Source organism: Massilimicrobiota sp. An80, from assembly GCF_002159255.1.
GTDB classification, from domain to species: domain Bacteria; phylum Bacillota_I; class Bacilli_A; order Erysipelotrichales; family Coprobacillaceae; genus Allocoprobacillus; species Allocoprobacillus merdigallinarum.
This window is the reverse complement of sequence record NZ_NFHI01000017.1, coordinates 1-19,025: the sequence shown is the minus strand read 5'-3', so window position 1 is coordinate 19,025 and position 19,025 is coordinate 1. Positions and strand designations below refer to the sequence as shown.

At 33.3% G+C, this 19,025-nt stretch carries 17 protein-coding genes and 1 pseudogene; all 18 read right to left on the bottom strand.

Going from position 1 to position 19,025, the window contains the following annotated elements:
* Positions 1-7 precede the first annotated feature (7 nt).
* Positions 8-820 (bottom strand): DNA-formamidopyrimidine glycosylase, encoded by an 813-nt coding sequence (gene mutM / locus B5G32_RS06250; protein WP_087936166.1) that lies wholly within the window; start codon positions 818-820, stop codon positions 8-10.
* Between the two features lie 7 nt (positions 821-827).
* Positions 828-3,437, bottom strand: a complete 2,610-nt coding sequence (gene polA / locus B5G32_RS06245; RefSeq protein ID WP_087936165.1) for a DNA polymerase I — start codon at positions 3,435-3,437, stop codon at positions 828-830.
* A 2-nt stretch (positions 3,438-3,439) separates the two neighbouring features.
* Positions 3,440-6,499, bottom strand: coding sequence for a DNA polymerase III subunit alpha (dnaE, locus tag B5G32_RS06240; RefSeq protein WP_239386212.1), 3,060 nt, complete (start codon positions 6,497-6,499; stop codon positions 3,440-3,442).
* A gap of 39 nt (positions 6,500-6,538) precedes the next feature.
* A complete protein-coding gene (locus B5G32_RS06235) occupies positions 6,539-6,847 on the bottom strand; it encodes a hypothetical protein (RefSeq protein WP_087243346.1) in 309 nt (102 codons plus the stop codon).
* A 70-nt stretch (positions 6,848-6,917) separates the two neighbouring features.
* Entirely contained in the window at positions 6,918-7,157 is a 240-nt protein-coding gene (locus tag B5G32_RS06230) for a TIGR03905 family TSCPD domain-containing protein (RefSeq protein WP_087936163.1), read from the bottom strand.
* A 10-nt stretch (positions 7,158-7,167) separates the two neighbouring features.
* Entirely contained in the window at positions 7,168-8,292 is a 1,125-nt protein-coding gene (locus B5G32_RS06225; protein ID WP_370519876.1) for an FAD:protein FMN transferase, read from the bottom strand.
* 88 nt (positions 8,293-8,380) lie between these two features.
* Positions 8,381-9,310, bottom strand: a complete 930-nt coding sequence (locus tag B5G32_RS06220) for a hypothetical protein (protein WP_087304568.1) — start codon at positions 9,308-9,310, stop codon at positions 8,381-8,383.
* 187 nt (positions 9,311-9,497) lie between these two features.
* Positions 9,498-10,217 carry a lysophospholipid acyltransferase family protein gene (locus tag B5G32_RS06215; RefSeq protein WP_087936161.1) on the bottom strand — a complete coding sequence of 240 codons (720 nt, stop codon included), beginning with the start codon at positions 10,215-10,217 and terminating at the stop codon, positions 9,498-9,500.
* Positions 10,214-10,690, bottom strand: a complete 477-nt coding sequence (locus B5G32_RS06210) for a dihydrofolate reductase (protein WP_087243351.1) — start codon at positions 10,688-10,690, stop codon at positions 10,214-10,216. The genes B5G32_RS06215 and B5G32_RS06210 overlap by 4 nt, the downstream gene beginning before the upstream one ends.
* On the bottom strand, positions 10,690-11,577 hold the full coding sequence (gene thyA, locus B5G32_RS06205; RefSeq protein ID WP_087936160.1) for a thymidylate synthase: 888 nt from the start codon (positions 11,575-11,577) through the stop codon (positions 10,690-10,692). The genes B5G32_RS06210 and thyA overlap by 1 nt, the downstream gene beginning before the upstream one ends.
* A 282-nt stretch (positions 11,578-11,859) precedes the next feature.
* On the bottom strand, positions 11,860-12,558 hold the full coding sequence (locus B5G32_RS06200; RefSeq protein ID WP_087243353.1) for a hydrolase: 699 nt from the start codon (positions 12,556-12,558) through the stop codon (positions 11,860-11,862).
* Positions 12,559-12,591: 33 nt separating this feature from the next.
* Complete coding sequence (locus tag B5G32_RS06195) at positions 12,592-13,479, bottom strand: ROK family protein (protein WP_087304571.1); 888 nt, start codon at positions 13,477-13,479, stop codon at positions 12,592-12,594.
* 119 nt (positions 13,480-13,598) lie between these two features.
* Positions 13,599-14,105: a shikimate kinase gene (locus B5G32_RS06190; RefSeq protein ID WP_087936184.1), complete on the bottom strand. Its 507-nt coding sequence runs from the start codon at positions 14,103-14,105 to the stop codon at positions 13,599-13,601.
* Positions 14,092-15,210: a chorismate mutase gene (locus B5G32_RS06185; protein ID WP_087936159.1), complete on the bottom strand. Its 1,119-nt coding sequence runs from the start codon at positions 15,208-15,210 to the stop codon at positions 14,092-14,094. Before B5G32_RS06185 ends, B5G32_RS06190 begins: the two co-directional genes overlap by 14 nt.
* Before the next feature lie 2 nt (positions 15,211-15,212).
* A complete protein-coding gene (aroC, locus tag B5G32_RS06180) occupies positions 15,213-16,280 on the bottom strand; it encodes a chorismate synthase (RefSeq protein WP_087936158.1) in 1,068 nt (355 codons plus the stop codon).
* Positions 16,261-17,535, bottom strand: a complete 1,275-nt coding sequence (aroA, locus tag B5G32_RS06175) for a 3-phosphoshikimate 1-carboxyvinyltransferase (RefSeq protein ID WP_087936157.1) — start codon at positions 17,533-17,535, stop codon at positions 16,261-16,263. The genes aroC and aroA overlap by 20 nt, the downstream gene beginning before the upstream one ends.
* Position 17,536: 1 nt before the next feature.
* A complete protein-coding gene (gene aroB, locus B5G32_RS06170) occupies positions 17,537-18,595 on the bottom strand; it encodes a 3-dehydroquinate synthase (protein WP_087936156.1) in 1,059 nt (352 codons plus the stop codon).
* A 10-nt stretch (positions 18,596-18,605) separates the two neighbouring features.
* A pseudogene (locus B5G32_RS06165) lies at positions 18,606-19,025 on the bottom strand (3-deoxy-7-phosphoheptulonate synthase); the annotation flags it as partial.

Below are 19,025 nucleotides of genomic sequence, written 5' to 3'. Positions count from 1 at the left end.
ACACCCCTTAATAACGTTTCTTTTGACATTGTGGACAAAAATAAGTGCCACGCTGATGAACCATGACTTTTTTAATATCATGATGACAGACTGGACAAACCTTTTGTCCATGAACTTTAAGCTGAACCTGAAACAGACCATGTATACCATTAGCATCAAAGGAATGAATCGTTGTGCCACCCTTTTCAATGGCACTTTGTAATACCATAATCGCAACCTTTCTTAATTCATCCACTCTTTTTCGAGATAAACGAGAAGCTTTGGTACGTGGATCGATATGCATATAAAAACATATCTCATTGGCATAAATATTTCCTATCCCACACATTATGCTTTGATCAAGCAAGGCTGTTTTAATAGGCAAAGAACAATGATGCAAACGTTCATATAAAGCTTCTGTTGTGATTTCAAAAGGTTCTGGACCTAATTTCTTTAAAGGCAACTGTTCACGATAACCATCCAGACTTACCAGTTCCATACGTCCAAACTTTCTTGTATCTATATATCTTAAATCCTGATGCCTATCCATATGAAAAACAACATGTGTATGTTTACTGACAGGCTCATCACTTTCAACAATATGGAATTTTCCTTCCATACGCAAATGAGAAACAAATGCATGATTTTGACATTTAAAAATCAGATATTTTCCAACACGATCAATATCACAAAAGATTTCATGTTGAAGACTTTCGACAAATAATTGTGTATCTCCCTGAATGATACGATCATAATAAACATCAATGCCTAAAATAGGGCGTTCTAAAATAAAATTCTTTAAAGTACGCCTGACGGTTTCTACTTCTGGTAATTCTGGCATATAATCCTTATTTTAAATCATACCAGTTGGTCGCATAAGTTCCATCTACTTTTAATGGAACTTCCATTTGGAAGGCATTTTCCATAGCTGATTTGATAATCGTCATCATTTCATCCAATTCTTCTTTATAAACATCAAAAATCAATTCATCGTGTACCTGTAAAATCATTTGTGATTTCATTTTCTTTTCTTTCATTAAACGATCTACCTGAATCATCGCAAGTTTTAAAATATCAGCACCGCTTCCCTGAATTGGAGAATTCATCGCAAAACGTTTTGCCTGTTCACGCACCATAAAATTCTTATCATTAATAGTTGGAATATAACGTTTACGATTCAATACCGTAGATACATAACCATTATGTTTACAGTCTTCTACAACACGATGCATATATTGTTGAATTTCAGGATATTCTTCAAAATAACGACGAATGAATTCTTTAGCTTCAGATAATGTCACACCAATCTGTTTAGATAAACGGAATTCTCCCATACCATAAATGATTCCAAAGTTAACGGCTTTGGCCTGACGACGCATTTGTGGTGTGACATCCTCATCTTTGACTTTAAAAACCAGTGCCGCTGTATGTGTATGGATATCTTTATTTTGATGGAAAGCGTCAATCAATGATATCACTTGAGCCAAATGTGCTAAAATACGCAATTCAATCTGTGAATAATCAAAAGATATTAAATAATCATGACTCGCTACAAAAGCCTGTCGAATCAGTTTTCCTTCTTCTTGGCGAACAGGAATATTTTGCAAGTTAGGATCAATAGATGATAAACGTCCTGTCTGTGTTAAAGCCTGATTAAAAATGGTATGAATTTTACCATCAGGAAAGACTTGTTCCTGTAATCCTTTGACATATGTAGATGATAACTTTGTCAACATACGATATTGTTGAATCAAAGGCACAATTGGATGTAAGTCTTCAATTTTTTCTAAGATATCCTGTGATGTAGAATATCCACTCTTTGTTTTTTTACCATTCGGTAAACCTAATTTATGAAATAAAATATCACCTAACTGTTTAGGAGAAGCGATATTGAATTTTTCACCAGCCAGCATATAAATATCTTCTTCAATTTCTTTAATCTGCTGATCAAAATTCTGTTCCAGTTTCTTCAAGACATCAACATCTATCTTAGCTCCAACATATTCCATTTGAGCCAAAATATAAGTCACTGGTAATTCTAGATTCTGATACAAATCATACTGTTCTTCCTGTTTTAGTTTTTCAATGGCCTGATCTTTTAAATCATAGATAGCCTTCGCTTTAGAAATAGTATGTTTGGCTAATAAATCTAATTCAGGAATATGTTTCTTTGTATTCTTTCCAAAAACCTCTTCTTCATATTGTAGAGATGTATAACCATAATAATCTCCAATATATTTCATTTCATCTTTTAAACTTGGATTTAAAATATAAGAGGCTAATTGTAAATCAAAGTCCATACCTTTGATTTCAATGCCATTCCATTTGGCTGATAAAATTTGAGCTTTGATATTATAACTGTATTTATGATAATGTTCATCTTTTAAATAGTCTAAAAACTGCTGATCTTTGAGAGCATCTTCAAAAGTAATGAAATAAGCCTGATGTGCATTATATAAAGCATATCCTAAAACAATGGATTTATGATAGTTTTGATCATAAATAGCCCCTAAAACACTACTGTCTTCTTGAATCGGTGGCATTTTTTGAACAACTTCATATTGAAAATCTGTTTTTGATGTTGGACGTGATTCAACAGAAATCTTTTTCAATAATGAATTCATATCATAATGTGTATAAAAAGCCTTGAGCTTTTCAAAATCATATCCATCATAACGGGCCTGATTTAAATCCAATGTCACAGGAACATCCCTTAAAATCGTAGCTATTTTCTTAGACTGAAGTCCAATATCAATATTTTCACGAATCTTTTCACCCATTTTTCCTTTGATTTCATGCATATGTTCCTTTAAGTTTTCAATCGTTCCATACTCATGAAGCAATTTTAAAGCTGTTTTTTCACCTACACCTTTAATTCCAGGAATATTATCAGCACTATCTCCCATAAGTCCTAGAAAATCACGAATCTGATCAGGAACCAACCCATATTTTTCCTGAATCGTTTCAGGTGTATAAACATCAAGCTGAGTGACACCTTTCACAGTACGATAAACTGTTGTCTGCTTAGAAACAAGCTGAAAAGCATCTTTATCTCCTGTAAAAATAGACACGCTTAAACCTTGTTCTTCCCCTAGCCTTGATAATGTGCCAATTAAATCATCACCTTCATATCCCTCTAATTCATAATAAGGAATAGAATAAGCATCTAGAAATTCTCTGACCATCGCAAACTGACATTTTAATTCATCAGGCGTCTCTTTTCTTGTGGCTTTGTATTGTTCCAATAAATCATTTCTAAATGTCTTTTTACCATAATCAAATGCCACAACAATATAAGCACTTTCACGTTCTAATATCTTTTGTAACATATTCGCAAAGCTAAAGACTGCATTGGTTGGTATCCCATCTTTATTCACCATTAAATTTCCCATTGATGCTGTTGCATAATAAGCTTTAAATAACAATGAATTTCCATCAATCAAAATTAATTCTTCCATATCTATTCAACAACCCTTGCCTTATCCACAATCAAAGATAATTTATCTTTCATATCTACTTTTCCCTGAATAAGACAAATATTTCCTTTCTTTAACATCATTCCTATGTTTTTATAACTTGAAGCAAAGACAACACCATCCATACTACCTGTTTCATCCATTGCTTCAATAAAACACATTTCCTGACCTTTACGATCAGTAATATTTTTAACACGTTGTAACTGCACAACCACATTGACTGTCTTTTGGATATATTCATCCAAATCAGCCACATTAACATAAGCTGTCTGAATCTTTTGTTTCATCAGTTCAATAGGATGCATCGATAAATACACACCTAATACAGCTTTTTCTCTTGCGAGTTTTTCTTCCTGCTGATCTTTATAAATCGTTAAAACTGGTTTTTCATCAATCCCCAGATTTTCTTTTAAATGTCCATAATCCCTAATTGCATCCAGATTCTTTAAAATGGTTTGACGTGACATTCCAAACTCATCCAAAGCCCCTGCATCAACCAATGATTCTAACATTTTTTTAGATAAATGTGAATTTTCCATACGCATCATAAAATCATAAATATCTAAAAATAATCCTTTTTCACGTTCTTCAACGATAGCTTTATAACCCGCATATCCAACATTTTTAATGGCTAATAAAGAATAGCGAATATGCCCATCTTCCACCATAAAACGAGCCTGAGAATAATTGACTGACGGTGGTAAAATCTGGACATGATAAGCTTTACACTCCTGAATACAATGCACCTTTGTATTTTCACTTGATAATTCATTAGATAAGATCGATGCAAAAAAGTATAGTGGATAATTGGCTTTTAAATATGCCAACTGATAAGCCACGTATCCATAAGCCACACTATGTGACTTATTAAATCCATAATCGGCAAACTTTTCAATCAGGCCAAAAACTTCAATAGCTTTTTCTTGAGTGAAACCATGATCTAAACAACCTTGAATAAATTCTTCTTTCATGGACTGCATCAGCTGTGTTTCTTTTTTAGATGTTGCCTTTCTCAGTATATCAGCTTTCATAAGTGAAAAACCTGCCATTTTTTGGGCAACCTGCATCATTTGTTCCTGATAAACCATGATGCCATAAGTCGATTTTAAAATAGGTTCTAACTCCTTTAAAGGATATGTAATCTTTTCTTGATGACTGCGACGTTTTAAATAAGTCGGAATATTTTCCATAGGTCCTGGTCTAAACAAGGCAATGGCTGCCACAATATCATCAAAACAGTAAGGTTTCATCTGTCTTAACAAATGACGCATCCCATAAGATTCTAACTGAAAGACACCAAAAGTATCTGCTTTGGAAATCAGACGATATGTCTTTTCATCATCTAATGGCAATTGATTCAATGCAATAGAAACCCCTTCATTGTGTTCAATATCTTTACAAATATAATCCAGCATTGTGAGATTTTTAAGAGCTAGAAAATCCATTTTCAGAAAACCAGCTGTTTCAATATAATCTTTAGAATATTGACTCATTAATGTTGAAGTTGGCCCTACAACTAATGGCACAACTTCATGTAAAGCACGTCTAGATAAAATAACTCCCGCCGCATGTGTTGATACATTACGTGGTAAATGTTCAATAATACTCGTTGCTCCAACGATTTTTTTAAGACGTGGATCTTGATTGATCAGAGATTGAAACTGAGCAGAAGTCTGATACATCTGCGTAATCGTTTTTTTGTTTTTAGGAGAAGTCGGTATCATCTTGGCAATTAATTCTAATCGTGCAAGTGGAATTCCCATGACTTTTCCCATTTCTTTGATTGCTACACGAGGTCCATAAGTATTAAAAGTGACAATCTGTGCGGCATGATTCTGACCGTATTTATCAATAACATAACGAATCACTTCATCACGACGATCATCCTGAAAATCAATATCAATATCAGGCATAGAAACACGACCAGGATTTAAAAAACGCTCAAACAACAAATCATAACGTAATGGATCAATATTGGTAATTCCTAAAACATAGGCAACCAGACTTCCAGCCGCACTCCCTCTTCCAGGTCCGACTTGAATTTTATGCACTTTTGCCCAGCGAACATAATCCCAGACAATTAAAAAATAATCATCAAATCCCATTTCATGAATCACATTCAATTCATATTGTAGACGTTTTTTATAAGTGACAGGAATGTCCTGATGACCAAAGCGTTTCTTTAATCCAACCTTACATAAACTTCTTAAATAATCAACAGCTTTTCCCTGATGTGGAACAGGATATGTTGGTAAATATTTTTCATGTAAAGGCACTGTCGCTTTACATGTCACTAACACTTTTCTTGTTTCTTCAATAATCTCTGATGAAAATAACTGTTCCATTTCAGCTTCACTTTTTAAATATTTTTCTTGCGTCAATGGCTCATATTGCACATCTAAGACCGTTCCACTTAAAGAAGCCTGCATCAAATCAACAGCCAAAGCATCCTGTTTTTTTAAATAGCGCACTTCATTAGAACAAATCACTTTGACTTTAACATAACGAGCCAAAGATATGATTCTTTGATTGCGTTGTTCCTGAAATTTTAAACGATGATTTTGTAACATGATATAATAATGATCATGAAAAAGTTCTTGAAATAAACGCATATATTTAATCGCTTCATCTTCCATTTCCTTTGCGACATGACGTTCAATAATGCCATCTTCCAAACCAGAAATGATATAAAGATGTTCATGATACAAAGCCAGTTTATTTAAGGCAATGGCACGATCTTGACTTAAATTAATCTCACAGCAGATTTGAACCAGATCAAAATAACCATGGTCATCAATAGCTAAAAGAATAAACGGATATATATTCCCATCAATCAAGACACTGGCTTCCATGCCCAAAATAGGTTTAATATTATTTTTTAAACATGTTTCACTAAATTCTATTGTCGCAAACATATTATTTTTATCTGTTAAGGCTAAGGCATCTAAATGTTTCTCTTTTGCAGCCATAACCAAATCTTCAATTAAAATTGTACTTTGCTGAAAACTATAACCACTATAAATCTGCAAATGACCAAACATCATAACCGCCTCCTTTATGCTACATTATAACAAAAAAAATCATTATAAGATACAATGAAACGAGAAAAGAATTAACATAATCGCAATATACAGACAAAACACAACATAAATCAAATCTAAAAAATAAAAACTTTCAATACTTAAAACCCATAAACGATAAAAATATAAACCAATTAAATAAAAATGATATTGAAGTTGTATAACTTTAAACCATCTTTGATTAATTATAATAATGATACTCAACAAAACAGCTAAAAAATGAAATGGAATCATCCATTGAAAACATACCAGTTGTAATATTAAAAGAATTCCACATAACAGTTGCATTTTTTTCATTCTACGTATCATCATAGACATCACCTAATCTATCATATGTAGACAACAACTAAAAAAGACAAAAAAAGTAGAACATTGTTTTGTTCTACTGAGCTTGTTTTAATGCTTTTGCAAGTTGATCTGGACAAGATGTTGATTTCGCACCACAGCGAATACCTTCTAATCTGGTAATCGCTTCTTCTTTACTCATCCCTTCAACAAGTCTGGCTACTCCCTGTGTATTTCCTGAACAGCCACCAATAAATTTCACATGTGTTACTTTACCATCTTCAATATCAAAATCAATACGTGATGAACATGTTCCTTTGGTTTTATAACTTTGCATACTTTTCCTCCTATTTCAATCTTGATTTTTCTATTACATAAATATTTTCATTGTCTTTTAAACCATCTGACATTCTGATTTGACCATCTTCTAATAGCCAGATTGCTTCTACACCATCCAATGAATTGATCAGTTTCAATCCATCTTCATAACTCATCAAGAAAACAGCTGAACTCAAGAAATCAGCCAAGCCACTATCTTCTGTAATGATACTGACACTTCTAAAATAAACAGCTGGATATAAAGTATCCGGATCAATCAAATGATGATATCTGATGCCATTATCATCCTGATAGAATCTTTGATAGTCTCCACTTGTGACAATTGATTCTCCCTGAACAACTAAAACAGCTTCATTTTCACTGTCAGGATCATCCACACTTGCTGAATAATTACCATCTTGAGGTGATTCAATACCGACGCAGAATTTATCGGCACATTCATCAAGATAAAAATCGCCTTCTTTTTGAATTTTTCTTTGACCATGGCTGGCCACATTGCCACCACCACTCAATAAGAAATTATCAACACCTTTTTCAATCAGACCATCTTTAATCAATTCAATCGCATAACCCTTAGCAGTGGCTCCTACATCAATTGAAACTTCTGGATCATCAATATAGACAGTCTTTTGCTTTTCATCAATTTGAATACTATCAATACTTGTATGTAAATTAGCTTTTTCTAATTCTTCGCTATCTGGCACTTCACCAACACCACCATTAGCTTCAGCCTTATCACGGTAATCATGCCAAATATTAATGACACTTCCAAAAGCGACATTCACTTTAGAAGAAATCGTTTTATTTCTTTCAATACTTAGTGTCAATAAATCAATTAACGGCTGATCAACCGCAATGGCCTTTTGACCTGCATTATCATTAATTGTTTTGAGATTATTCATATTATCATATGTATTATACTTGTCAAACAGATGATCATAATAATTCAACTGTTCTTCAATATAATCACATTGTTCATTAAATTCTTCTTCATTATTGGCATAAGACATATAAGTCGTAATGGTATCAAATGGTCCCGTAAAATGATGACTCATTAATTCATATTTTTTTTCACATCCAACGACCAAACTCATCATTGATAAAGCCAATAAGCTTAATATTCCTTTTTTCAATTTCATCACCAGTGTTCATTATAGCAATAAACATAAAAAAAAACCACAAAAAAAGTCATGATTTTTATTTCATGACTTTTCCTTCATTTTACTGTAAAGTTTCTCCAGCTTCTGCCATCGCAGCTTGAATATCATCAATAACGATTGTACATCCAGCAGCTAAATCAGAACCAGTATTTGCAGCTTTTCCACCATGGAAATCCATAGTTTCAACATTAGCAACTTCTTCTAATGTTTTTCCATTAGCCCATACTTTATATGCATCAATTTGTTCATTCCATTCTTTACCGATTGGAGATTTACCTTTCATACCATATTTTTCTTTCTTTTCATATTTAGATAAAAGATTATCTCCTGTTGCTTCTGTATCTTGTTGTGCACAATCTACCCAAGACCAAACGATTTTACCATCTTTATCTACTGCAACAGAAGCAGTTGTTGTGTTAACTTTTCCATCAGAAATAGTTGTAACTTCTCCAGCTCCCATTTTATCTGCACTAACATCTGTCATATTTTCTCCAGCTTTAGCAACTGCAGCTTGAATATCATCAATAACGATTGTACATCCAGCAGCTAATTCAGAACCAGTTTTTGCAGCTTTTCCACCATGGAAATCCATAGTTTCAACATTAGCAATTTCTTCTAATGTTTTTCCAGTAGCCCATACTTTATATGCATCGATTTGTTCATTCCATTCTTTACCGATTGGAGATTTACCTTTCATACCATATTTTTCTTTCTTTTCATATTTAGATAAAAGATTATCTCCTGTTGCTTCTGTATCTTGTTGTGCACAGTCAACATCGATATAGTTTACTTTACCGTCTTTATCTAATCCGACAGTAGCCATAGTAGTATTTACCTTTCCATCAGAAATAGTAGTTACCATACCAAATCCTGCTTTTGCATATTTAGCGCCTTCTTCCCCGCTAGTAGTTGTTTCGTTTTTCTTACCGCATCCAACTAAAACAGTAGCCACTAAAGCAGATGCAGCTAAAACTTTTAATAATTTGTTCATAAAAAAATTCTCCTTCCCATTCCTTTTTTGAACTACATATATTATATCTTGAAAGCGTTTATATATCAAGTTTTTTTCGCTGTTTTCCCACTTATTTTTAGGTTCAAAACAAACAGAAAATACAAATTATTTTGAATTCATCAATGTTTTGTGAAAAAATTCATAAGAAAAAAAGAATAAATTCTTTTTAAAATTTATTCTCATTTTCGTTGATACACTTTTCTATTCTTGATTGTACCATACTTGCAACTTCTGTACTGCTCATATCTTTATATTCATCATAATAAATAGGTGTTAAATAATGAATCTGAGCATCTACTTTTTCAATAGAGTTATTATCAAACACCTTATAACAATCAATTAATGCGACTGGCACAATTGGTTTTTTTGCATCCATAACAGATTTAAAAGTTCCACCTTTAAATTCAAGCATTTTGTTTTGTTGACGACATCTTGTTCCCTCAGGGAAGATGACATAGCTTGTACCAGCAGCCATATCTTTTGAAGCTTGTCTAATGACTTTGACTGAAGCACGAATATTTTCACGATCAATGGCTAAAGCATCAACCATATGTAATACATTTTTTAATACAAAGACATGCATCAACTCTTTTTTTACAATAAACTTAAATGGTTTATCATGTGTTCCAAATAAAATCAAGGCATCAAATAATCCCTGATGATTAGGAGCCATTAAATACCCCTGTTCTTCAGGTAAATTCTCTTTGCCATAACAATGAATCTGAACTCTTGATTTTTGATTGACTTTTCTAACCAATTCTTGAATAAAATAGAATCTTTGTGCAAAACTGATGTTCTCTTTATTTTTATTATAACGATGAATAGTTAATAACCATCCAGGTATTCTGTATAATAATCTAAAGATTAAAAATATAATTCTTTTCATTGGGCACCTCTTTGATAAATTTCCAAATCAAATGTTTCAAATGGTTTGACTTCCTTTAAAACAAAACCATAGCCATCAAAATCCGGAAAATAAGTTTCTCCATCATGTGTTCCTTTAATTCTAGAAATCAACAATTGGTCAACATAAGGTAAAGACTGCTTATAGATGGAAGCCCCACCAGAAATAAATAAATCTTTTCCACTCTCTTTATATTCCTGAATCACTTCTTCTAATGATGTTCTCACTTCTACACGATCATCTTCAAATGGTTCAAAGCTCACAACAATAGTATGACGATGAGGTAGTGGTCTACCAATAGCCTGATATGTTGTATAACCCATTAAAATAGTCTGATGAATGGTTGTTTCTTTAAAATGCTTTAAATCTTCTTTGTTGTTCCATGGCATTCCATTTGATGAATCTTTCTTTCCAATCAAACGATTATCATCCATAGCCACAATAATACTAATCATTAGACACTCACCTTCCCATATAATCTTCCATGACTTTGATAATTTTCAATATGTATATCATCAATTGTAAAATCAAATAAAGACTTCACTTCAGGATTTAACTTTAATTGACATAATGGAAGTGGTGTTCTAGAAATTTGTTCTTTCACAACATCAAAATGATCTTTATAAATATGGGCATCCCCAATGGTATGAATAAATTCTTTGGCTTCATATCCACACACCTGCGCTAACATTGCTGTCATTAAAGCATAAGATGCAATATTAAAAGGAACACCTAAAAATGTATCAGCACTTCTTTGATATAACTGACAAGATAAAAATTTGCGATCAGCTGACACATAAAACTGTAAAAAAGCATGACATGGTGGTAAAGCCATCTGATCAACTTCTACAGGATTCCATGCACTGACAATATGTCTTCTTGAAAAAGGATTGTTTTTTAAAGAATCAATTAAATTCTGTAATTGATCAATACCTTGTTCATTAAAATTACGCCATTGTCTTCCATAAACAGGCCCTAGTTCTCCATATTTCACAACAAATGGATCATCAGCAGGCAGTTCTTTTATTTTCGCAACAAATTCTTCTAAACTTTCACCATGAAAATCTTTGGATTTCTTAAAATTTTCATAAGGCCATTCATTCCATATTTTGACATTTCTATCAACTAAATACTTAATATTTGTATCTCCCTTAATAAACCATAAAAGCTCTTCTGCAATAGGTCTTAAAAACATCTTTTTTGTTGTCATCAAAGGAAAACCTTCACGTAAATCATAACGTGTCTGATAACCAAAAACACTACGTGTTCCCGTTCCAGTACGATCATCACGATCTTCCCCATGTTCTAATATATAACGACACATATCTAAATACTGTTTCACATTTTTCACCTCTTGCTTATTATAGCGAATAAAGAAACAAAAGTCATTATTTTTGTATTGCATAAATAGAAATGATATTGATAAAGTCTATTATTTTTAACCAGACTTCAATATATCGTTTATTGCACGAAAAATTCTTTTATACACATATAGCCTTGGTATCTTTTATAAAATATTTCTTTGTAAGCATATATAAAAGTAGACTCATTAATATCAATGCTCATAAAAAAAGAGATACTCAAATATATTTGAAAATCTCATTTTTAAATCGTATGTGATTATTTAATCATCGTCGTCATCGTCATCATCATGGTGTGAACATTGTATACGATAGCGCTCCATCATTTCTTTAAATATTTCCCCATTTGATGGTGGTGTATACGTCACAGCATTCGCTCCTGCTGCAATGACTTCTCTAATTGTTTCTTCATTTGGTCCACCTGTTGCGATAATTGGAAAATCTCGATCAATCTTACGTAATGCTTTAATAATTTCTACTGTCTTTTTACCACCTGATACATTAATGATACTTGCTCCTGAATGTAACATTCTTTCTTCTAATGGTTCATCAGTCGAAACAACTGTTAAAACAATAGGAATATCAATAATCTGAGATAGCTCCTGTACAAATTTTGTCTTAGTCGGTGCATTTAAAACAACAGCTGTAGCCCCATGCAATTCAGCATCTAAAGCGATTTTATTCACTCTTGGTCCTGATGTTGTTCCTCCACCCACTCCAGCAAAAACAGGTTTTTGTGCCACTTCAATAATAGCATTTGTAATCTGCATTGTAGGGGTAAATGGATAAACAGCTATCACGGCATCAGCATTGCAATTTGAAATAACTGCCACATCAGTAGAAAACACTAAAGATTTAATCCTTTTCCCATTAATTGTGATTCCCGATACATCATATATACATTGAGGAACTTTGACAATATGTCTTAACTTAGAATCAACAGTAGGTGTTATTTTTTCCATGAATCATCACCTCTATATTATTATATATTATATTTATGAATTCACTGTGAAGAAATGAAATAAAGCTCCTAATAAATTAGCTTCATTTTGATATTGACATGTGAAAACGGTTGGACGAACTTTCGCATGTGTAAAAGTCTTAAAGATTACATCTAAACGTTGGTTCACTTCATCAAGTAAATCACTTCTTGCACTAATACCGCCACCAATGACTATTTTTTGAGGGTCATAGGCATATTGTAAATTATAAATACCATTAGCTAAAATATAATAATATTGATCAACATATTTTTCATAAATAGGATCATCATGATAATGATCAAAGATGTCCTGACCATTTAATGAGGAAGCATCAATTCCTTTTGCCTTTGCGACATTTTTCACAACAGCAACTGTTGATCCCATTTCAGACCATGTATGCATTTCATGCGTATCAAAGTCAAATTGAGCAATCATATAACCAAACTCTCCACCATGTAAATGTACCCCTTTGTGAATACGGCGATTTTTGACAACGGCACCACCAATACCTGTTCCACTGACAATAAAGCAACAATCATCAACATCACTGGCAGCCCCTTTCCAGACTTCAGCCAATGCCGCACAATTGGCATCATTTTCCATTTCGACACGAACATGTAAACGACTTTCTAAATCTTCTTTAATATGTGGTCCATGAATATAATCAATAGCACTAGAACCACCAATAATTCCCTTTTCACTATCTACTGCACCTGGCATACTTAAAGCAACACCTTCTAAATTATCTTCATGAAAGAAAGCATCAACGATAACCTGGTACATCTCTTCTATTGTTGGAGGAACTTTGACTTTCTTTGTTTCATAAATTGTTCCTTCTTCATCTAATATCCCCATTTTAATGGCTGTCCCACCAACATCTACACATAAATATTTTTTCATTTCATTCACCTTTCTTATTCTTTTTACACTTTATTATACCATTAAATAAACTTCCCTGTGAATAACCAAACCAGAAATATCTTTACAGAAATGATAAAAAAATTATAGCTTATCAATGACTATAATTCTTTTAATTTCAATATTATTTTTGTACATATCTCTTCTAATGTTCCATCATTATCAACATGATAATCACAGGCCTTTAAATAAAGAGGATGTCTTTTTTGATAGAGCTCATAAAGTCTTTGAGCCCCATCTTTCAATAAAGGACGTGATGAAGTGTCTATATCTTCTAATATCAAGGGGATGGGTCTATCAACATAGATAATATAACCATTTTGACGAAGCGCCTTGATATTATCGCATCTTTCAACGACACCTCCACCCGTTGAAATAATCATGTTTTCCATTTTAGAAACATCCAAACAACATTCTGTTTCTTTTTGTCTAAAATAATCTTCAGATATATCAAACATTTCAGAAATACGCATCTGATATTTATCTTCAATATATATATCCATATCAATCCAATTCATTTTTAACTGATCTTTTAACAAACGTGCAATTGTCGTTTTCCCACATCCCATCATACCAATCAAGATAATATTTTTTTTACTTTTTAACATAATTTCCTAATACTCTCATTGTTTTGGTATGAGCTTTCATATCTTCCAAAGCCTGTATCATCGCCACATCTTTTAAACTTCCTTCTAAATCTACATAGAAATAATATTCCCAAGGTGTTTCTAATAATGGGCGTGATTCAATACGTAACATATTAATCGCATAATCATAAATAATCTTCATGACCTGATATAATGTGCCAACTTGATGTGGTAAGGTAAAAACAATACTGATACATGAAGCATCTTCTACAACTTCTAATTGTTTCCCAAAAATAATAAAACGAGTGGCATTGTTTTGAATATTTTGAATATTATCTTGAAGAATATCTAAATCATATAATTGAGCTGCCTGAGAAGAGGCAATAGCTCCAATATGAGGATTCTGTAATGTTGAGACATACTTGGCTGCCATTGCTGTATTTTCATATTCGTGAGGTTGAATATGATGTTTTTCTAAAAACAGAGATGTCTGTAATAAACCTTGAGGATGTGAATAAACCTCTTGAATATTTTCAAGCTTAGACCCTTTGATGCCTAATAAATGTTGTGAAACAGAAAGACTTTGTTCACCAACAATATAAAATCCATAATCTCTAATCGCATCATAATTATCATTAATAGCTCCAGTAGATGAATTTTCTAAAGGAACAATACCATAATCTATTTCATCACGTTTTAAAGCTTCAAAAACATCTTTAAAATGCGTATATTGTTGTCTTTTGGTTTGTTTACCAAAATAAGTATCTAATGCTTTTTGTGAAAAAGAACCTGGTACACCCTGAAATCCAACTGTAATATTATTGATCTTAGGCAAAGCATAAGTCAAGGTTTGAGGATGCGGTAAAAATGTTGTCTGATATGACTTTGAAATATTCATCATAGATGTCAGAAACAGTTTTGCATAAGAATGAAGATCTTCTGACTGGATACGTGAAACATTGTTTTGAATGACCTGAGCTTCGCGTTCACTTTGGAAAATCTCCATATGATGAGCCATCTTATACGTCACAACATCTTTTGCTACTTTCATTCTTCGTTCAAATAAAGCCATCATCTGTTCATCTATTTCATCAATTTCCTGACGACATTGTTTTAAATCCTTCATAATTATCCCAGCATATCCAAAATACCTAAAGCAGCCATGGATTCAACAACGACCACTGCTCTTGGTACAATACATGGATCATGTCTTCCTTTCACTTGAATTTGTGTATTTGTTTGTGTTTGTACATTGACTGTTTCCTGTATTTGTGAAATAGATGGTGTCGGTTTGATACCAACCTGAAAAACAATCGGCATTCCATTTGTGATACCTCCCGTGACTCCACCATTATGATTGGTTTTTGTTTTCACTTGTCCCTCTTGATAATAGTAAGCATCATTCGCTTCATGACCATACATTTCATTGATATTTCTTTGACCAAAGCTGACACTTTTTACCGCTGGTATACTAAAGAGTAATGGCGATAAATGAGATTCAATAGAATCAAAGAATGGATTGCCTATTCCTGCTGGAACATTTATAATCGCACATTCAACAATTCCCCCAACTGAATCTTGTTGAATTCGTGCAGATTCAATGACTTCCTGCATTTGCAAAAAAACATCTTCATCAAGAGTGGGATACATTTTTGATGATAATTGTTCTAATAATGTTTCATCAATATCTACTGGAAAAGGTTGATCTTGAATATGATGAATACTTTGAATATGTGCCCCAACAATAATTCCTTTTTCTTTTAAAATTTGTCTGGCAATACTTCCAGCAAAAACAAGGGGAGCCGTCAGACGTCCTGAAAAATGTCCACCACCACGCACATCATTGAAACCATGATATTTCATATAGGCTGGATAATCGCTATGTCCTGGGCGCATGCAGGCTTTTAGCTCACTATAATCTTTAGAATGCTGATTCTGATTATAAATCATGGCACATAAAGGCGCTCCTGTTGTGACTCCATCTACAAGTCCACTGACAATATGTACCTCATCTTTTTCCTGTCGAGGTGTTGACATTTTATTTTGCCCCGGTGCACGACGTTTCATATACCAGCGAATCTGTTCCATATCCAGGCAAATACCTGCTGGCAAGTTCCCCATCACAATACCAATGGCTTCTCCATGACTTTCACCAAACAGTGATAATTCAATATGACTACCCCAATTCGCACTCATGAAAGTCACCTCCTAACGACTGAAAATCCTGCCAGAAATCTGGATAAGACTTGTCCACACATTGTTCATCATCAATGACAACGGGCTGATCACACACACTTGATGCGATAGCTTCCATCATCGCCATACGATGATCATGATAAGATGAAACATGTCCACCCTGTAATGAAGCAACGCCTTGAATTTCCATAGCGTCTTCAAATTCCTTGGCCTGTCCTCCCAGTTGATTAATCACTTCGACTGTTGCTTTGAGACGATCACATTCTTTGATACGTAAACGACTAATGTTTTCAATTCTGGAAGTCCCTTCACTAACAGCACAAGCTAAAGCCATCACGGGAATAATATCTGGACATTGTGAACCATCAATTGTGATTGCATGCATCTTTTGACAAGACATCCTGTCTCCTTGAGCTGTTCTTTCAAATTGACAACCCATTTGTTTCAACAGTTCAATGACAACCTTATCACCCTGATAAGAATCAATATTCAAATCTTGAAGAAGCACATCATTATGCAAAGCTCCTGCTACCAGATAAAAGGCCGCCTGAGAAAAATCAGCCTCAACACGATAATCACATGCCTGATACTGTTGTCCTCCACGAATGATAAATTCACGATAATCATGATTTTCAATGTGAATACCGTATTTTTCTAACATTTGTAATGTGAGATCGACATAACCTTTTGACTGCATTGGAGAAGTGATCACAATACGTGAATCTTCATCCATTAATGGTAACGCAAACAATAAACCACTTAAAAACTGTGATGATACATCACCTGGTATTTCAAATTCTCCTCCATGCATTCTTCCTCTGATATATAAATCTAAAACATTTTCTCTATATAAATATGATATCCCCTGTTGTTCAAAAATATCATAATAAACCTGCATTGGTCTTTTCCCCAGTCTTCCTTCACCTATATAATGCAGATTACTTTCACAGACAAGTGAGATAGGAATCATAAATCTTAAAGTTGACCCTGATTCAAAACAATTGATTTCACATTGATTTCTCATAAAAGTTGTTGTTCCATCAATTTCTAAATAATCATCATATTCAAAAATCATTGTTCCTAAGCTTTTCATAGCCCCAATAGTTGCACGAATATCTTGAGAATATTCTATATTGGTAATGACACTTCTACCACGTGATAATGATGCACATATAATAGCACGATGTGCCAGGCTCTTTGATGGTGGAACACAGACTGTCCCTGATAATTGTTTAGGTGTTATACTGATTGCCATATTAGACCTCCCTACTTTCATCTATAAATGATAAATCACTTGGATAAATAAAGCAATCACCAATCTTCTTTAATAAAACAAAAGATAGTTTCTGATTGATATTCTTTTTATCTAAAGCCATAGCTTTTTTTAATTCTTCAGTAGGAATATGAGCTATGTAAGGCAAATGATATAAGTCTAATGCTTTTTTAATTTGATCCACTGTTCCTTTTTGGGTTAATCCTTTCTTTTCAGCAATAAGGCTAAGTTGAACCATTCCAATACTAATAGCTTCCCCATGTGAATACTTTTCATAATGATAATACTGTTCAATAGCATGACCTAATGTATGACCAAAATTAAGAGCTAAACGATCTCCAAAATCTAATAAATCTTTTTCCACAACAATACGTTTTAAATCAACACAACGATAAATAATCTCATCAATATCCTGATATAGATCATCAAAAGATGTATAGGAAAGCAATTGTTGAAAGAGTGATTGATCAAAAATACAACCATATTTAATCACTTCACCCATACCATCATTGATATATCTTTGATCCAGTGTCTTTAATGTCAGTGGATCAATAAAGACAGCCCCAGGATGTTTAAAAGCACCAACCAGATTCTTACCCTCAGGTAAATCAACAGCGACTTTCCCACCGACACTGGAATCAACCTGAGCTAAAAGCGATGTTGGAATCTGAATGAATTGCACACCTCTTAAAAATGTACTAGCAACAAAACCTGCTAAATCACCAATCACACCGCCACCTAATGCGATAATAGCATCACTTCTTGTCAAATGAAAAGCAAGTAACTGATGATAAATATCTGGTAAAATATCAAATCTTTTTGATTGTTCTCCATGAGGAATGACAACTTGACCTACACGATAACACTGACTGAGTTGTTGTGTCAGTTTTTGACCATAATGTGAATAAACCTGATCATCAGAAATTATCATGACTTGTTTCCCTTTACATAATGGCTCGATATATTCTAGAATATGATCCAATAATCCTTGTCTGATATATATCTTGTAACTGTCTTTTTGTAAATTGACTTTTAAATCCATCTTTTCACTCCTAAATTTCTTTTCCAACAATATGGGCAATTTCTCCAACCTGTTTCAATAATTTTGTATATTTTTCTGGTTTTAATGACTGTGGTCCATCACATAAGGCATGTTCTGGATCATTATGCACTTCTATCATCAATCCATCACATCCTGCAGCAACTGCTGCCTTAGCCATTGGCTCTACCAGCCACCATTTTCCTCCTGCATGTGATGGGTCTATAATGATTGGCAAGTGTGTCAATCTTTTGATAACAGGTATCGCCTGTAAATCTAATGTATTTCTTGTGTAGGTTTCATATGTTCTGACACCTCTTTCACATAGAATGACATTGGGATTTCCACTGGCCATGATATATTCTGCACTCATGATCCATTCTTCATATGTTGCACTTAATCCACGTTTTAATAAGATTGGCTTTGTACATCT